Source organism: Pseudomonas sp. AC252 (assembly GCF_979258105.1).
Genome location: NZ_OZ409837.1, coordinates 411700 through 428693, shown reverse-complemented (window position 1 = coordinate 428693; position 16994 = coordinate 411700). Strand labels below are relative to the sequence as shown.

Sequence of the window (16994 nt, the reverse complement as noted above, 5' to 3'; positions counted from 1 at the left end):
ATAGGGCGGCATTATAGGGAAATTTTTACCGGCGTGGTGCGGCGAATCGGCTCATGGCGAGGCCGAGGAGGGCGCGGATTTCGGTTCGACCGAGGGATTACAGGGCTTTGCGCGGAGTCGAGGCCGGCAGATTTTTTTTCGTTAAATTTTTGGCAGGTGATTTTCTGTTTAAAAAATAGCCAGAAAAGTGCGTTGTTCACTATATCTAGTGTTTTGCAAGCCTTTTTCGCGGCTCCAGACACAACTGAGCCCGACCGGAGCCGGGCTGGAATCGACCCTCAATGCAGCGTTGAGCGATCCGATTCGGTGCAGTCTGATTCAGTTCGTGCAGCCGTTGCCCATGATGCTGTAGCGCAGGATGTGGCGTTGGCCTTTGGAGTCGTCGTATTCCATTTTTGCCGGTACTACTTCGCAGACATTCGGAACGTCGCTCATCGATACAACTTTGGCGATGTCCAGATGGGTGGAGTAAGTGTATTCCTCGATGACCGGTTGTTGCTGTGCGACATCAGTCGGGACCTCGTCTGCCATGGCGGTTGCGCACAGACTGCTGAGGGCCAGAACCAATAAAGCTTTCATTGCTAATTCACCTTTTTGAGGTCGAGTGGGGTCACGCAACCTTTTTAGGGTTGCGTGTGGAGCTTGAGTAGTTGATGCGTTACTTGGAGAGCTGGATTAACGGCCTTCGTGGGGGCTGTAACGTTGTTAATCGCGGTTGCCTTGTTGGCGAGGTGAATTTTAGGGCGGTGGTGTGTCGGTAAACAGGGGCGGTTTTGATAAACACTTTTGATAGATTTGGTAACAATCGATTCAGGTCTTGGTGTCTGGCCGGATGGGGTTTGCCTGACGGACCGCGTTGACTGCATCGCTGGCAAGCCAGCTCCCACATGGAATGCGGACATTTTGTAGGGGCTTGTTACTACCATCGTCGAATGGTTCTATGGGCCCCACCCGGCTACAACGGGGTCATACAAAAACAACTATTACACCGAGGTAGGAAAGATGAGTGCGGCTTCTCTGTATCCCGTTCGTCCCGAGGTTCTGGCAAACACGCTGACTGACGAGGCGACCTACAAAGCCATGTACCAGCAGTCGGTCGTCAACCCTGACGGCTTCTGGCGCGAGCAAGCCAAGCGTCTGGACTGGATCAAGCCTTTCACCACGGTGAAACAGACCTCGTTCGACGATCACCATGTCGACATCAAGTGGTTTGCCGACGGCACCCTCAACGTTTCCTACAACTGCCTCGACCGTCATCTGGCCGAGCGCGGCGACCAAGTCGCGATCATCTGGGAAGGTGACGATCCTTCCGAAAGCCGCAACATCACTTACCGCGAACTGCACGAGCAAGTGTGCAAACTGGCCAACGCCCTGCGTGGTCAGGACGTGCACCGTGGTGACGTGGTGACCATTTACATGCCGATGATTCCCGAAGCCGTGGTCGCCATGCTGGCCTGTACCCGGATCGGCGCGATTCACTCGGTGGTGTTCGGCGGTTTCTCGCCGGAAGCCCTGGCCGGCCGCATCATCGACTGCCGCTCGAAAGTGGTGATCACCGCTGACGAAGGCATCCGTGCCGGCAAGAAGATTTCCCTCAAGGCCAACGTCGACGACGCCCTGACCAACCCGGAAACCAGCAGCATCCAGAAAGTCATCGTCTGCAAGCGCACCGGTGGCGACATAAAGTGGAACCAGCATCGCGACATCTGGTACGAAGACCTGATGAAAGTCGCGGGCACCGTCTGCGCGCCGAAAGAGATGGGCGCCGAAGAAGCGTTGTTCATCCTTTATACCTCCGGCTCCACTGGCAAGCCGAAGGGCGTGCAGCACACCACTGGCGGTTATCTGCTGTATGCGGCGATGACCCACGAGCGCGTGTTCGACTACCGCCCGGGCGAAATCTACTGGTGCACCGCCGACGTCGGTTGGGTTACCGGTCACAGTTACATCGTTTACGGCCCGCTGGCCAACGGCGCGACCACCGTGCTGTTCGAAGGTGTGCCGAACTACCCGGATATCACCCGGGTGGCGAAGATCATCGACAAGCACAAGGTCAACATCCTCTACACCGCGCCGACCGCAATCCGCGCGATGATGGCTTCGGGTCAGGCCGCCGTGGAAGGCGCCGATGGCAGCAGCCTGCGCCTGCTCGGGTCGGTGGGTGAGCCGATCAACCCGGAGGCCTGGGACTGGTACTACAAGAATGTCGGCAAGTCGCGTTGCCCGATCGTCGATACCTGGTGGCAGACCGAGACTGGCGGCAACATGATGAGCCCGCTGCCGGGTGCTCACGCGCTGAAGCCGGGTTCGGCGGCGCGTCCGTTCTTCGGTGTGGTGCCGGCGCTGGTCGACAACCTCGGCAACATCATCGAGGGCGAGGCCGAAGGCAATCTGGTGATTCTCGATTCGTGGCCGGGCCAGGCGCGTACGCTGTACGGCGATCACGATCGTTTCGTTGATACCTACTTCAAGACCTTCCGTGGCATGTACTTCACCGGTGACGGCGCGCGTCGCGATGCCGACGGTTACTACTGGATCACCGGGCGCGTGGACGACGTGCTCAACGTGTCTGGCCACCGCATGGGCACCGCCGAGATCGAGAGCGCGATGGTCGCGCACCCGAAAGTCGCCGAAGCTGCGGTGGTGGGTGTGCCGCATGACATCAAGGGGCAGGGCATCTATGTCTATGTGACCTTGAAGAACGGCGAGGAGCCGACCGAGCAATTGCGTCTGGAGTTGAAGAACTGGGTGCGCAAGGAAATCGGCCCGATTGCTTCGCCGGACGTGATCCAGTGGGCGCCGGGGCTGCCGAAGACGCGTTCGGGCAAGATCATGCGCCGCATCCTGCGCAAGATCGCCACGGCGGAATACGATGGGCTGGGCGACATCTCGACCCTGGCGGATCCGGGTGTGGTGCAGCATTTGATTGATACGCACAAGACCATGAATGTTGCTTAAGTAGCGGTTTGATGTGCTGAAAAGCCCTGTTCGGTGTTCGCCGGACAGGGCTTTTTTCTGTCTGCAGATTTTGTGCTGGTAGGGCTGGCCTTATCGCTGGCAAGCCAGCTCCCACACGTTTTGTGGTGTATTGAAGATTTCGGTTGCAGCACGAATCCCTGTGGGAGCTGGCTTGCCAGCGAAGGCGATCTGTCAGACACCGCAGTAGTCACCTGTAGGAAACCGCAACACCCCAACCAATAATTATCGATCTGCACCGTCAGGCCTTTCCCGCTGTTACCCGCCACGACCCAATGTGTAACCGCCCGCGCCAAACCGGGGCGATGGGAAACGCGATGCCCCGTTTTAGAGCCTCATAGCCCCCGCTGAAAAATAAGACACAACGCTGCGCTTGCCGGATTAGAAGGGTTTGCGAATAATGGGCCCGCAACTTGCAATATGTATCGGTTCACTGTCTTTCGCTCTTGCATGAATTTGCAGGGCTGTCAATGAGCTCAAACCGCTTTCTCGGTGCATCTGTAATTAGTTGTCGCATTGAAGAAATATCGGCTTCGGGCCTGTCGTTAGAATGCCGATCACTCGCTCATCGTGGCCGACGTTGAAATCGCCTGTGGTTTCAATGGGAAATTTCCCGCCGATGCGCAACCGATTTCCGATTCACCCATTCGCATATTGGGCTGTCGCTCACTCTGCCGTTTTTGCCCTTTACCGATGGAGTCCCAAGATGAAGAAACTTGTGCTGCTTGGCGCCCTGGCACTGTCCGTGGTGTCGCTGAATGCCGTCGCTGACGAAAAACCTGTGAAGATCGGCATCGAAGCGGCGTACCCTCCATTCGCTTCGAAAGCTCCGGACGGCAGCATCGTCGGGTTCGACTACGACATCGGCAACGCGCTGTGCGAAGAAATGAAGGTCAAGTGCGTGTGGGTCGAACAAGAGTTCGACGGCCTGATCCCGGCACTGAAAGTGCGCAAGATCGACGCCATCCTGTCGTCGATGTCGATCACCGAAGATCGCAAGAAGTCGGTCGACTTCACCAACAAGTACTACAACACCCCGGCGCGTCTGGTCATGAAGGCTGGCACTCAGGTCAGCGAGGGTCTGGCTGAGCTGAAAGGCAAGAACATCGGCGTACAGCGTGGCTCGATCCACGAGCGTTTCGCCCGCGAAGTTCTCGCTCCACTGGGCGCCGAGATCAAGCCGTACGGCTCGCAGAACGAAATCTACCTCGACGTGGCTGCCGGTCGCCTGGACGGTACCGTGGCTGACGCTACCCTGCTCGACGACGGTTTCCTGAAAACCGACGCCGGCAAAGGCTTCGCATTCGTTGGCCCGGCCTTCACCGACGTCAAATACTTCGGCGACGGCGTAGGTATCGCGGTGCGCAAGGGCGACGCCCTGAAAGACAAGATCAACACGGCCATCGCGGCCATCCGCGAAAACGGCAAATACAAAGCAATCCAGGACAAGTACTTCGCCTTCGACATCTACGGCAAGTAAGACGTCTCTGCGACAAGTCCGAAATGGCGCAAGCAACAGAATCTCTGCGGTTTGCGCCATTTTTTCATCCCAACTTTCGAGGACCTGAATCATGTTGAAAGGCTACGGGGCTGTCATCCTCGATGGCGCATGGCTGACGCTTCAGCTCGCCTTGTCGTCCATGGCTCTGGCCATCGTTCTCGGGCTGATCGGTGTCGCGTTGCGCCTGTCGCCAGTGCGCTGGCTGGCGTGGCTGGGCGACCTGTATTCGACGGTGATCCGCGGCATTCCCGATCTGGTGCTGATCCTGCTGATCTTCTACGGCGGTCAGGACCTGCTCAACCGCGTTGCGCCAATGCTTGGCTATGACGACTACATCGACCTGAACCCGCTGGCCGCCGGTATCGGTACCCTCGGTTTCATCTTCGGTGCGTACCTTTCGGAGACGTTCCGGGGTGCGTTCATGGCGATTCCCAAGGGCCAGGCCGAAGCGGGCATGGCGTACGGCATGAGCAGTTTTCAGGTGTTCTTCCGGGTGATGGTGCCGCAAATGATCCGCCTGGCGATTCCCGGCTTCACCAACAACTGGCTGGTACTGACCAAGGCCACCGCGCTGATTTCCGTAGTCGGTCTGCAAGACATGATGTTCAAGGCCAAGCAGGCGGCGGATGCCACGCGCGAGCCTTTCACCTTCTTCCTCGCAGTGGCGGCGATGTACCTGGTGATCACCAGTGTTTCGTTGCTGGCATTGCGTCACCTTGAGAAGCGCTACTCGGTAGGCGTAAGGGCGGCTGATCTATGATCTTCGACTACAACGTCATCTGGGAGGCACTGCCGCTGTACTTCGGCGGCCTGCTGACCACCCTCAAACTGCTCGCGCTGTCGCTGTTCTTCGGCTTGCTCGCGGCGTTGCCGCTGGGGCTGATGCGCGTCTCGAAAAACCCGTTCGTCAACGGCGCCGCGTGGCTGTACACCTACGTGATCCGTGGCACGCCGATGCTGGTTCAGCTGTTCCTGATCTATTACGGTCTGGCCCAGTTCGAAGCGGTGCGCGAAAGTTTCCTGTGGCCGTGGCTGTCGAGCGCAACGTTCTGTGCCTGCCTGGCTTTTGCTGTGAACACCAGCGCCTACACCGCAGAAATCATCGCCGGCAGCCTCAAGGCTACGCCGAACGGTGAGATCGAAGCGGCCAAGGCCATGGGCATGTCGCGCTTCAAACTGTACAAGCGCATTCTGCTGCCGTCGGCCCTGCGCCGCGCGCTGCCGCAGTACAGCAACGAAGTGATCATGATGCTGCAGACCACCAGTCTGGCGTCGATCGTGACGCTGATCGACATTACTGGCGCGGCACGAACCGTCAACGCGCAGTTCTACCTGCCGTTCGAGGCGTACATCACTGCTGGCGTGTTCTACCTGTGCCTGACCTTCATTCTGGTCAAGCTGTTCAAACTGGCCGAGCGTCGCTGGTTGAGCTACCTCGCGCCACGGAAGCACTGATATGCAACGCATCGACCACGTATTGCCGTGGAGCCACCTGGGCAGCGAGCGCAAAGTCTCGGTTTTCCGTTTCGGTAGCGGCGAGCGCAAGGCCTACATTCAGGCCAGCCTGCACGCCGACGAACTGCCGGGCATGCGCGCCGCCTGGGAGCTGAAAAAGCGCCTCCGCGAGCTCGAAGCCCAGGGCTTGCTCAACGGTGTGATCGAGCTGGTGCCGGTGGCCAATCCTCTGGGTCTCGGGCAATTGCTGCAAGGCAATTTCCAGGGCCGTTTCGAGGCGGGCAGCGGCAAGAATTTCAACCGTGACTTCGTCGAGCTCAGCGCGCCGGTAGCGGCGGCACTGGGCGACAGGCTCGGTGATGATCCGCATGCCAACGTGCGCCTGATCCGTCAGGCCATGGCCGACCACCTGGCCGGATTGCCCGAAGCGAGCAGCCAGTTGCAAGGCATGCAGCGTGTGCTGCTCAGCCACGCCTGCACCGCCGACGTGGTTCTGGATCTGCACTGCGATGCCGAAGCCGCGCTGCACATGTATGCGCTGCCGCAGCACTGGCCGCAGTGGCGTTCATTGTCGGCGCACCTGAACGTCAAGGTCGGTTTGCTCGCGGAAGATTCCGGCGGCAGCTCCTTCGACGAAGCCTGCTCGTTGCCGTGGCTGCGCCTGTCGCGGCAGTTCCCCGACGCGCAGATTCCGTTGGCATGCCTGGCGACGACCATCGAGCTGGGCGGGCAGGCCGACACCGGCCGCGTCGAAGCCGAGGCTTACGCCGAAGGCATTCTCGCGTTTCTCGCCGAGCAGGGCCTGATCACTGGCGAGTGGCCAAATCCGGCCTTCGAACCGTGCGAAGGCATGCCGTTCGAAGGCACTGAATTGCTGTTTGCGCCGCACCCCGGTGTGGTGAGTTTTTCCCGCAAGCCCGGCGAATGGGTCGAGGCGGGCGACGAGATTTTTCAAGTGATCGACCCTGTGTCCGATCGGGTCAGCACGGTGTGTGCTGGTACGTCCGGGGTGCTGTTTGCCATTGAACGGCTGCGCTATGCCCAACCCGGTTTCTGGCTGGCCAAGGTGGCGGGGCGCGAAGCGCTGCGTCACGGGCGCTTGCTCAACGACTGACTGACTGTTTTTGTGAGAACCGACCGCATGTACAAACTTGAAGTCCAAGACCTGCATAAACGCTATGGCAGTCACGAAGTGCTCAAGGGCGTGTCCCTGAAAGCCGCCGCCGGCGATGTGATCAGCATCATCGGCTCCAGTGGCTCCGGCAAAAGTACTTTCCTGCGTTGCATCAACCTGCTCGAGCAGCCGCACGCCGGCAAGATTCTGCTCAACAACGAAGAGCTGAAACTGGTGGCGAACAAGGACGGCGCGCTGAAAGCCGCTGATCCGAAACAGCTGCAGCGCATGCGTTCGCGCCTGTCGATGGTGTTCCAGCATTTCAACCTGTGGTCGCACATGACCGCGCTGGAAAACATCATGGAAGCGCCGGTGCACGTGCTCGGCATATCCAAGGCCGAAGCCCGCGAGAAAGCCGAGCACTACCTGAACAAGGTTGGCGTGGCCCATCGTAAGGATGCATTCCCCGGGCATATGTCCGGCGGCGAGCAGCAGCGTGTGGCGATTGCCCGTGCGCTGGCGATGGAGCCGGAAGTGATGCTGTTCGACGAACCGACCTCGGCCCTCGACCCGGAGCTGGTCGGCGACGTGCTGAAAGTCATGCAGGCGCTGGCGCAGGAAGGTCGCACCATGGTTGTGGTGACTCACGAAATGGGCTTCGCCCGTGAAGTGTCGAACCAGTTGGTGTTCCTGCACAAAGGCGTCGTCGAAGAAAGCGGCAACCCGCGCGAAGTGCTGGTCAACCCGCAGTCGGAGCGCTTGCAGCAGTTCCTGTCGGGCAGCCTGAAATAAATCAGGGCTGCCGTTGTGCACCAGATTAGGTCATGCTTCGCGATCTCAAGCCTGACCCAGATCCCCTCTAGGAGCTGCCGAGTGCATTGAGGCTGCGATCTTTTGATCTTGTTTTTCGAAAATCAAAAGATCGCAGCCTTCGGCAGCTCCTACATGGATCTGTGTCGGACTCAGGATTTGTGTTCATTTCCGGGCTAGCATTGGCCCATGCCTTCATCACCGTTGTTCGTTTCGGATTGCCCGCCCATGACTGCCCATCGAATTGGTTTCCTGATTTGGCCCAGCACTAAAGCGTTGACGCTGGCGCTGGCGGAGGAGGCCTTGCGTGTTGCGCAGCGGGTGCACCCGGACGTGGTTTACGAACTGACGTTCTTGCAGGCCGAGCCGCAGACCGAAGGTGCCTGGCAACTACCCGGCGAGCCCTGGGCCGGCAAGCTCGAGAATTTCCAGAAACTGTTCCTGCTCGCTGATGAGCCGCCCACCACTTTGGCGCCGGCGCTGAGCAGTGCGCTCAAGCAAGTGGTGCGCGCCGGTTGCGTGATCGGTGGTCTCTCGGCTGGTGTCTATCCACTGGCCCAGCTCGGTCTGCTCGACGGTTATCGCGCCGCCGTGCACTGGCGCTGGCAGGACGATTTTGCCGAGCGCTTCCCCAAGGTCATTGCCACCAGTCATCTGTTCGACTGGGATCGCGATCGTCTGACCGCTTGCGGTGGCATGTCGGTGCTCGATCTGCTGCTGGCAGTATTGGCCCGTGATCACGGTGCGGAACTGGCCGGTGCGGTGTCGGAAGAGCTGGTGGTCGAGCGCATTCGCGAGGGCGGTGAGCGTCAGCGCATTCCGTTGCAGAATCGCCTCGGCTCCAGCCATCCGAAGCTGACCCAAGCGGTGTTGCTGATGGAAGCCAACATCGAAGAGCCGCTGACCACCGACGAAATCGCCCAGCATGTGTGCGTATCCCGTCGGCAGTTGGAGCGGATCTTCAAGCAGTACCTCAACCGCGTGCCGAGCCAGTACTACCTGGAATTGCGCCTGAACAAGGCCCGGCAGATGTTGATGCAGACCAGCAAGTCGATCATCCAGATCGGCCTGTCCTGTGGCTTCTCCTCGGGGCCGCATTTCTCCAGTGCCTATCGCAATTTCTTCGGTGCCACGCCGCGGGAAGATCGCAACCAGCGGCGCAGCAGCAGCCCGTTCGAATTGTCGTCAGTGCCGCCAGAGCGCGGCTGATCGCGGCTTAACTGTCGCGGTTGAACTCCACGCCGACGGATATCTCCGACCCGTCACTGTCATCGGGCGATGGATTCAGGTTGACCTGACCGGCCTGCTCTTCAAGCAGACGCATTTGCCGTGCGCGGTTGTAAGCCTCAAGGCGTTGCAGACTCTGCGGATTCAGTGGATTGCCGCTGAAGTTGTAGTGCGTCGCCACGTCGCCGGGAGTCGATGGAAACTGACTTGGCAACTCGCTGATGACGTTATCCGCCAGGTTCACTGACTTCAGTCCTGGCAGATCGAACAGTCCTTTGGGCGTTGCGCGCAGGCCGATATTGTTCAGACGCAATATCTGCAGATTGGCCAGTTTGCTCAGCGCAGGAACGTTGCCCAGCGGATTGTCGCCCAAGTCCAGAGAGACGAGGTTTTGCATTCCGGCGATGGCATCTGCAGTTTGCTGGGGCAGCGTCAGGCGGCAGTCGGGCAAACTCAGGGTCGTCAGTGCATCCAGTCCGGTGATTGCCGGCGGGACTTCCCTCAGCGGGTAATTGCGGATGTCGACCACGCTCAGCTTCGGAAAAAGCTCCACCAGGCGATTGACGCCGGGAGGCGAAGCGGCGGTGCTGGTCAGTTCCAGCTGTTCGATGTAGTCGAAGCGTCCGGCCAATGGCGGCAACTCTCCCGAGAAGGCCAGATCGCAGACGAACGCGTTGTCCTTTGGCGATTTCGGATAGCGGCGCAGGCGCGCCTCCAGATTTTCCTTGAAGCGTTTTCGGCTGGCTGATTCCCGCCGCGCCGCTTCGCCGGTCAGCGGCGTACGCAAAGCCGGATGGTGCGCAGTTTCGTTGCACCAGGTATCGAGTCGCGTGAGCAGGCGCGTCATCTCCGTCTGTCGGCGCGCCAGTTCGACACGTCCGTCCGCCAGTGTGCCCGGCAGACGGTACAACAAGTCGTTGGCTTCCAGGCCGGTCAACGAGGGGTACAGCGATTGCATCAGGTTGAGGTCGGCCGGTTCGGCCCAGACGCCAAAGTTGTCTGCGGTCATTTGAAAAGTTGCCTTGATGCGCTCTCTGGACGCCGCTGACAGCGGATTGGCGCCTACGTCAATGCCATGCCCGGCGTAAGGAACGAGGTCGCCGGGCAGCTCGGCAATGTTGTTGTCGTTCAATAACGCGGCGTTTAACTGTGGCAGTTGCTCAAGCCCTGCGGGCACAGAGTCGATTCCGGTCCGGATCAGGTCGAGAAATCTCAGATCCGTCAGCGCTGATACGTCCGGGGTGGCCTCCAGAGTGTTGCCGAACAGGTCCAGCGCCTTCAAACGGCCCAGCGTGGACAAGATCGCTTGCCCCGCCGCATCGAGCGTGATCCGGCATTTGCTCAGCATCAGGGTTTCCAGCGACGGTGTGCTCTGCAGAGCCTGCGGGATCCGGCCAAGGTTGAAGTCTTTGAGTTCCAGCCCGCTTAATCCGTTGAAGCTGCGCAGAAAGCCGTCAGGCACGCTCAGCCCCGGATTACCATCAATTTGCAAATGCGTAATGTGGCCGAAATCAGCGTTCAACGGCGGTAATTCGCCGGCAAACTTAGCGCTCGTTTCAAACCTGTCCAGGCGTAACGCCAAATTTCCGGTTCGTCGGCCACGCCACAGTCGTTCCAGTCGCTTCGCGAATTCTTGTCTGGCGTCCAATTGCGCCACTCTTTGCTCGGCCGTCCAGAATTGTCCTGTGGACGGATCATTGGCTGGGATTTGGTCACGCCATGTATTGAGGTCGGCGATCATTCGGGCGAGTTCCGCTTCCCAGCGAAGCAACTGCGCCGTGCCGGCCTGCAAGGTGCCGGGCAGACGGTAGATCATGTCGCTGGCCGCCAAGTCGTTCAGTCCCGGGAAAAGCTTTCGCGCCAGGGCGATGTCCGTCGGCGCGGGGCTCACCCCAAAGTCGTGTGCGTGGCTGGCATGGTAGCGCTTGATTCGCTCACGGGTAGCGAGGGACAGCGGGTTGTCGTTCAGATACAAGCCATCGAGGCGTTGTGAATTCGCGGCGAATAGAGTCTCCGGCAACTCTGTGATGAGGTTGTCATTGAGGTACGCGTACTGCAGAACCGGGTGATCGACAATGCCTTCGGGCAGGACGGTCAGGCCGGCATTCATCAGAAAGACATCCACCAGCGCCGGCATGGTGCGCAGATCGGGCGCCATGGCCAGCGGGTTATTACTCAGATCCAAAAGCTTGAGCGTGGGCAAGGAATTGAGTACTTCCTGTCCGGCAGGTGTGAGCTTCACGGCGCAATGACTCAGGCGCAGTTCCTTGAGCGTGTGCAGGTCCGCCACAAATGCTGGTATATCGTTCAGGGCAACGGCTTTGAGCTCCAGAGCCTGCAGGTTGGGGAAGCGTTCGACGAACGTGCCGATGTTACTGATTGCAGCGTTTGCGTTTAGCTTCAGACTTGTAACGTGGCTGAAATCCGCCGACAGCCGTGGCATGTCGCCAAAAAACTTCAGGTCGGCGGCAAAAAACTCGCTTCGCGCTGCAGTCTCGTTCGACCGCTGTCGCCAAAACGCTTCCAGTGCTTCTTTGAAGGCAGTTCGCGCCGCCGTTTGCGTCTGTAATTCATCGGCCGACAGCACCTGCCCGGTAACCGGATGAGTGGCGGTGATTTGCTCTGTCCATTGCGCGAGATCGAGCTGCATCTGCTCCAGCTCTGCGCGCCATTGATCGAGCTGCATGCGACTGTCCGCCAGGTCGCCTGGCAAGTCGTAAATCATATCGCTGGCCTGTTGCTGATCCAGCCCGGTAAACAGTTGTCGGGCAAGGGCAATGTCCTGATCATCGGCGCGCACATCAAAATCGTTCTGATGGAGGCGGTAATAGGCTTTGATCTTGTCGCGTGTCGCGGCCGAGAACGGGTTGTCGGAAAGATAAATGCCGTCGCTGCGAGCCCCCGGGATCTCGAACAGGGCGTCGGGGAGGTCGGTGATGCGGTTGCCGGTCAGCACCGCAATGGGCAGCTTCGGATGAGTGGCCAGCCCATCGGGGAGTACAGTGAGACCGCTGTTGGACAGGTCGATGTATCTCAGTTCAGGCAGCAGATTCAGATCGGGAAATGTCCCCAGCGGGTTGTCACTCAGGTCCAGCCTGCGCAGGCCGTTCATGGACATCAGGGCTGCCTCGTTTTCGGGGGTCAGAACCACGCCGCAGTTTTTCAGCTCCAGTTCCGTCAGACCGGGCAGGCTGATTCCGGCCAGCGTCGGTGTATCCAGTGCGAAGCTGTCCAGACGCAGGGTAGTCAGGTTGGGGAAGCGTTCCACGAAAGGAGCGATGGCGGAGAGGTTGCTGTTGCCGCTCAGGTTCAATCGCGACACATGGTCGAAATTGGCGCTGAGGACGGGCATGGCGCCGCTGAACTCGGCACGCGCCCTCAGCTCGTCAGCGCGGCCGAACCCGGTCCGGGTGCGCCAGAACAACTGAATTTGCCGGGCGAAGGAGCGCCTTGCATTGGTCTCGCGGGTCTGTGCTTCAGGGCTCAACGGCTCGTCCGATCCAGATGGAGTCACGGAAGCCTGTTCGACCCACTGCTCCAGTTCGAGATTGAGTTGTCTCAGCTCTGCCTCCCAGCGCGACAACTGCGCCCGTCCCTCGGCCCAGTTCCCGGGCAACCGGTACAACACCTCAGTAGCCTGCTCGGCGTCAATATTGGGAAACAGGTTCATGGTGCGTTGCAGGTCTTGCGTCTCGGGGCGGACGCCGAAGTATTTGCCGGTGTGGTTGTAATAGTTTTTCACCCGTTCCTTGATGCCGTCGACAATGGATTGTCGGCAAAGGTGTAGCCATCGCTGAGGGAGCTGGCGAGGTTGAAGAACCGCTCGGGAATGCTCGTGATCCGGTTGCCGTCGAACTGCGCGGAGATCAATCGCGGGTGATCGAGCAGGTCATCCGGCACGGCGTAGAGCCCGGTATTGGACAAGTTGACGTAGCGCAGCGAAGGCATCGTGTGCAGGTCGGGAGGCAGGCCCAGCGAGTTGCCTTGCAGGTCCAGCAGGGTGAGTTGTGGTAACGACGCGAGCACCGATTGCGTGGTGGTGGTCAGGCTGATCCGGCAATCACGCATGCGCAATTCGCGAAGCGCCGGCATCGAGGTGAGCGACTGAGGCAGGCTCGGCAGGTTGAGATTGTACGCATCCAGTCTCTGCAACCGCTGGAACGACTGCAAAAAGCTGTCGAAAGAACCGGTCATGGTGTTGCCATCGATCGCCAGCCAGGTGATATGGCTGAAATCGGCCGACATCACCGGCAAGTCACCCATGATGCGGAGAGTCAGCAACATGGCGTGGCCCGAGGCGGCGCCCTGCGCATCGATCCCGACGACATTCTCCCGTCGCCAGCCCTGCAGCAGTTGTTCCCTGAATAAACGTCGGTTGCGAATTTCGGCTTGTCGCTCGATTGACGTGAGCGCGCTGCCTGTCAGAGGGTGCCGGGCGGGTGGGTTGTTGGCCCAGACCTGAAGCTCGTTCTGCAATTGCAGGTAGTCGGTTTGCAAGCGGACCATTTCCGCGCGCCAGCCCAGAGGACTGGCGCGCAGGCGTTGTGCGAAGCGGCTTGATTCAGCGGCCGACATCCTTGGATAGAGTGTTCTTATGTTGCGCTCAAGGTCGCCAATGGTCTCGCCTGTCACGACGATTGGAGGGGGAAGACGCGGGTAACCCTCCGTCCCCAGGATCCGTAATGTATCGGTCATCGGTGGCTTGATCGGATTCTCCGACAGCACCTGCCGCAGCTCGCTGCGTTCCAGCGTGTGTTCGCGAATCGCGGTTTTCAGTGTCTGGCCCTCTCCGATTTGCAGGGCGAGGCTCTGGCGTTCACTGTCCGGCAGCGCATAGAGCAGGCTGGAGTAGAAGTCACTGAGCGAATGCAGTGCCTGGCCGCGATCGTCGTAAGGTTGATATTGACCATCATCGTTGCGCACGAGGACTTTCTGCTCGGGAGCCTCTTCGCTTCCGATGCTATCGAGGACCGGGCCGTCGTAGCCGCCGTCGCGGATTTCGATGCGCACGTCGCCGCTCCAGCCTGGCAGCAGTTTCAGGCTGTGCAGGGCGAGGGCGTCGGAGTCGGCATTGCTCACCGAGCCGAGCTGCAATCCTTCGTAGGCGCGGGTGACGCGCACTTCCTGGCGCGCCAGTTGCAGCAGCTCCTGCTGACGCGGCGGGACCTGACCCTGATCCAGCTGCAACATTTCGTCGCCGGTAGCGGTGTCGAGCAGTTCGCGGGTGACGCTGGCCGGCAGCTCGGGTGCCCGGGCCTTGAGCGGTTGGGCCAGTGGATCGTCGATACCCTGCAGCGCCTGATAGCGCGACTCGAACAGCGCGCTTTTGTGGGTTTTCGCAAGGCCGGCCAGTTGCTTGCGCAGGGTCTGGCTGCGGACATCCAGTGGTGGGGTCAGCGCAAAGGGTTCGTCAAGCAGCGCCTTGATTTGTTCTTCGTCGAGGGCGGAGAGCAAGGATTTGAGCAGGTCGCCGCCGATCAGCCGATCCTGCCTCAACTCGGTCAGGGGCAGGCTTTCGTCTGCGGAGGATTGCCAGAGCAGTTCGCCGTTGCGATCAACCAGACGCAGCCGCCTGTTGCTCGGCCAACGGCCATGGTCGGTCAGCAGTTGCAACTGGGTGACCGGATCGGCACGCAAGAAATCTTCAGACGTTTCGCTGTCCATCTGATCGACGAAGCGCTGCAGCTGCTGGTCGATCTTGAAGCGCTGAATGCTGTCGGCCAGCAGCGGCGGGAGCTTTTCCTGATTGACGTGCATCTTGCGCAGGGCGTCTTCGCTGGTGCCGCTGACCTGCAGAATGGTTTCCCGCTCGGCCGGCGAAAAGCTCTCCACCGACGGGCCGATGCGGCGCAGTGCGGTTTCGCCGTCCCATTCGAGCGGTTGTTCGAGCTCTGTGTGCCAGGCGCCCTCACCGTTGTGGCGGACTGCAGGCTGGTAGGCGTCGGGCCGGGTGGGGTGTTCGATGCGGTACTGCCCGGGCTCCTCGGCGGGCTTCAGGGAAAAATGCGCATCGTCGAGCGGCAGAAGTTGCTTGCCCTGATGGGCGTGCAGGCCCAGTGCGTCGGGTTGCGAGTCGACGGGCGGACGCAGCGGGTGCTTGTAGCGCTCAAGATCGGGCTGCCAGTAGCGGGTTTCGCCTTTGGCCAGTTTCACCGGTTTGAAACGGTCGATGAACGCCAGCACGTCTGCAGGCAGCACCTTGCGAAACTCGGCTGCGCCAATCGCACCGCCCACCGCGAACAGGCCCAGCTGAATCATCGATTCGACGGTGTCCATCAGGTGCCCGATGGCTTCGGTGTTGCGACCCTGTGCCCATTCGACGATGCCTTCGAAGGTTTCGTCGAGCATCTGGTAAGCCATATACGCCATCATCGCTTCGCCAAGTACCGGCACGAATGGCGCGACAATCAGGGCTGCGGTCTGGGCGATGCTGGAAAGGATATTGACCACCGAATCCCAGAAGGCCCAGCGTGCGCGTTGATCGACCCAGGCCGTCGGGACGGCGATGACCCGGGCATCGTTGAAGACCTTGTTCAGTTTGGCCTGGTGCAGGTGTTGCCACAGGCCATCGTAAAACGGTACCAGCGCGGTCTGCAGGTCAGGCCGTTCCACGGGCGCCTCGCGCCACGCGGGCAGGGCGCTGCCGGGCTCGTGGGGATGCCATTTGATTGCGCTCAGGCGGCTGTTGAGTGTGCTGAAGAAGTAGCCGCGCTGTTCGTGATTGACGAAGCGGCTGAAGAACTGCTGGTACTCTTTTGAGCGCAACTGGCGCGTCAGCTCGACGAGCATTTCAGCCGGGGACGCATATTCCTTGAACGGATGCTCGGGATCATTCGGTACATAGGCCACGACGCGTGCGACATTGCGCGTCTGGTACAGATCCGCAGCGAACACGACGATGCCGGTGAGTGGTGCGCAGAGCATCGTCACGTCATGACACAGCACCGGTGCACCGTTGATGTAGAGCCCTGTCATGCCGTCGAGCATGGCGTCGACCAGGCGGAAATGATTTTCCGACACGTCACGGTGCATCCGCGCCCACTGCAGCGCGGCTTTCATCGCGGCCTTCTCGCTGGTGTCCAGTTTGGCGCGCAGGCTCGAGGCGAGCGCAGGGTCGGAGTAACCGAGATTTTCTTCCAGGCTGGCCTTGTACTGCGCACCGATATCCAGTCGGCGGCACAGCTGGGTAAACGCCGGAATGCTCAGTCTGGCCTTGATGTCCGGCAGTGGCTCGAACTGCCCGCTGGCCGAAGGTGCGGTGGTGTAGGTCGATGCGGCTTCGAAAGCGTTTTCGTAGGTTTCACGGTCTTCGAAGTTATGCAGTACGGCGTCCAGCAACGACACCGTCCAGACGCGGGCGCCGGTGCTGATGGCAAACCATGGTGTCGTCACCGGAATATACAAGCGCACATAGGTGTTTCTGACATCCACGTCGAGGTTGAAGCAGTTTTTCAGTTCCGCTTTGAGCAGAGGCTCGGCGAAAGCGGCGGCGTCCTGCAGATGTTCCAGGCTTTTGTCTACCTCGCTCTGCGCGGTGAGAGTGGTCGCAGTGAGTTTCTTCATCACGGCGTGTTGCTCGGCGGGAGCGGACTTGAGCGCCTCAGGCACTAGGGCCGGGCTGTTTTTCAGTGCCTCGCGGCGGGAGGCCGAGGTGTTGCCGAGCCATTGGGGAATCGCGTTTTTCAGCGGTTGATAGTGCTCGTCCGGATGTTGTGGTTCGGGCGTCTTGCTAAAGGTTGTCGGTGAGTGGCCATCAGACAGGTGCATGAGCATTCCTTGGCGTTGAGAAGAACCCTCAGCAAATCAGCAACAAGCGCCCACCGTGCGGTACATATTTATCTCTCTGCGGCGAGGCTGACTTGGTATTCTGCGCGGCCTGCCGCAAATCGGCCGCGCCCGGTAAACTGCGCC

Annotated in this window: 10 protein-coding genes; 7 read left to right on the top strand and 3 right to left on the bottom strand. The window is 60.0% G+C overall.

What is annotated here, in order from left to right; all coding sequences use genetic code 11:
- Positions 1-318: 318 nt before the first annotated feature.
- A complete protein-coding gene (locus tag ACZZZ4_RS01990) occupies positions 319-579 on the bottom strand; it encodes a DUF2790 domain-containing protein (protein WP_024014021.1) in 261 nt (86 codons plus the stop codon).
- A 423-nt stretch (positions 580-1002) separates the two neighbouring features.
- On the opposite strand from ACZZZ4_RS01990, the gene acs reads away from it, so the two are divergent.
- From acs to argR, 7 genes are all read left to right on the top strand, one after another.
- Positions 1003-2958 (top strand): acetate--CoA ligase, encoded by a 1956-nt coding sequence (acs, locus tag ACZZZ4_RS01985; protein ID WP_016773581.1) that lies wholly within the window; start codon positions 1003-1005, stop codon positions 2956-2958.
- A gap of 724 nt (positions 2959-3682) precedes the next feature.
- Positions 3683-4456, top strand: a complete 774-nt coding sequence (locus tag ACZZZ4_RS01980) for an ABC transporter substrate-binding protein (RefSeq protein WP_463547131.1) — start codon at positions 3683-3685, stop codon at positions 4454-4456.
- A 91-nt stretch (positions 4457-4547) separates the two neighbouring features.
- Positions 4548-5237, top strand: a complete 690-nt coding sequence (locus tag ACZZZ4_RS01975; RefSeq protein ID WP_016773583.1) for an ABC transporter permease — start codon at positions 4548-4550, stop codon at positions 5235-5237.
- Positions 5234-5932, top strand: a complete 699-nt coding sequence (locus ACZZZ4_RS01970; protein ID WP_122507650.1) for an ABC transporter permease — start codon at positions 5234-5236, stop codon at positions 5930-5932. The genes ACZZZ4_RS01975 and ACZZZ4_RS01970 overlap by 4 nt, the downstream gene beginning before the upstream one ends.
- Before the next feature lies 1 nt (position 5933).
- A complete protein-coding gene (locus ACZZZ4_RS01965; protein ID WP_463547130.1) occupies positions 5934-7046 on the top strand; it encodes a succinylglutamate desuccinylase/aspartoacylase family protein in 1113 nt (370 codons plus the stop codon).
- A gap of 27 nt (positions 7047-7073) precedes the next feature.
- Positions 7074-7838 (top strand): ABC transporter ATP-binding protein, encoded by a 765-nt coding sequence (locus ACZZZ4_RS01960; RefSeq protein WP_402813557.1) that lies wholly within the window; start codon positions 7074-7076, stop codon positions 7836-7838.
- Positions 7839-8084: 246 nt separating this feature from the next.
- Positions 8085-9065 (top strand): transcriptional regulator ArgR, encoded by a 981-nt coding sequence (gene argR, locus ACZZZ4_RS01955; protein WP_415761755.1) that lies wholly within the window; start codon positions 8085-8087, stop codon positions 9063-9065.
- 7 nt (positions 9066-9072) lie between these two features.
- Here the strand turns inward: argR and ACZZZ4_RS01950 are convergent, their stop codons facing one another.
- Complete coding sequence (locus tag ACZZZ4_RS01950; RefSeq protein WP_463547129.1) at positions 9073-12825, bottom strand: leucine-rich repeat domain-containing protein; 3753 nt, start codon at positions 12823-12825, stop codon at positions 9073-9075.
- On the bottom strand, positions 12822-16850 hold the full coding sequence (locus ACZZZ4_RS01945; protein WP_463547128.1) for a dermonecrotic toxin domain-containing protein: 4029 nt from the start codon (positions 16848-16850) through the stop codon (positions 12822-12824). The genes ACZZZ4_RS01950 and ACZZZ4_RS01945 overlap by 4 nt, the downstream gene beginning before the upstream one ends.
- Positions 16851-16994 lie beyond the last annotated feature (144 nt).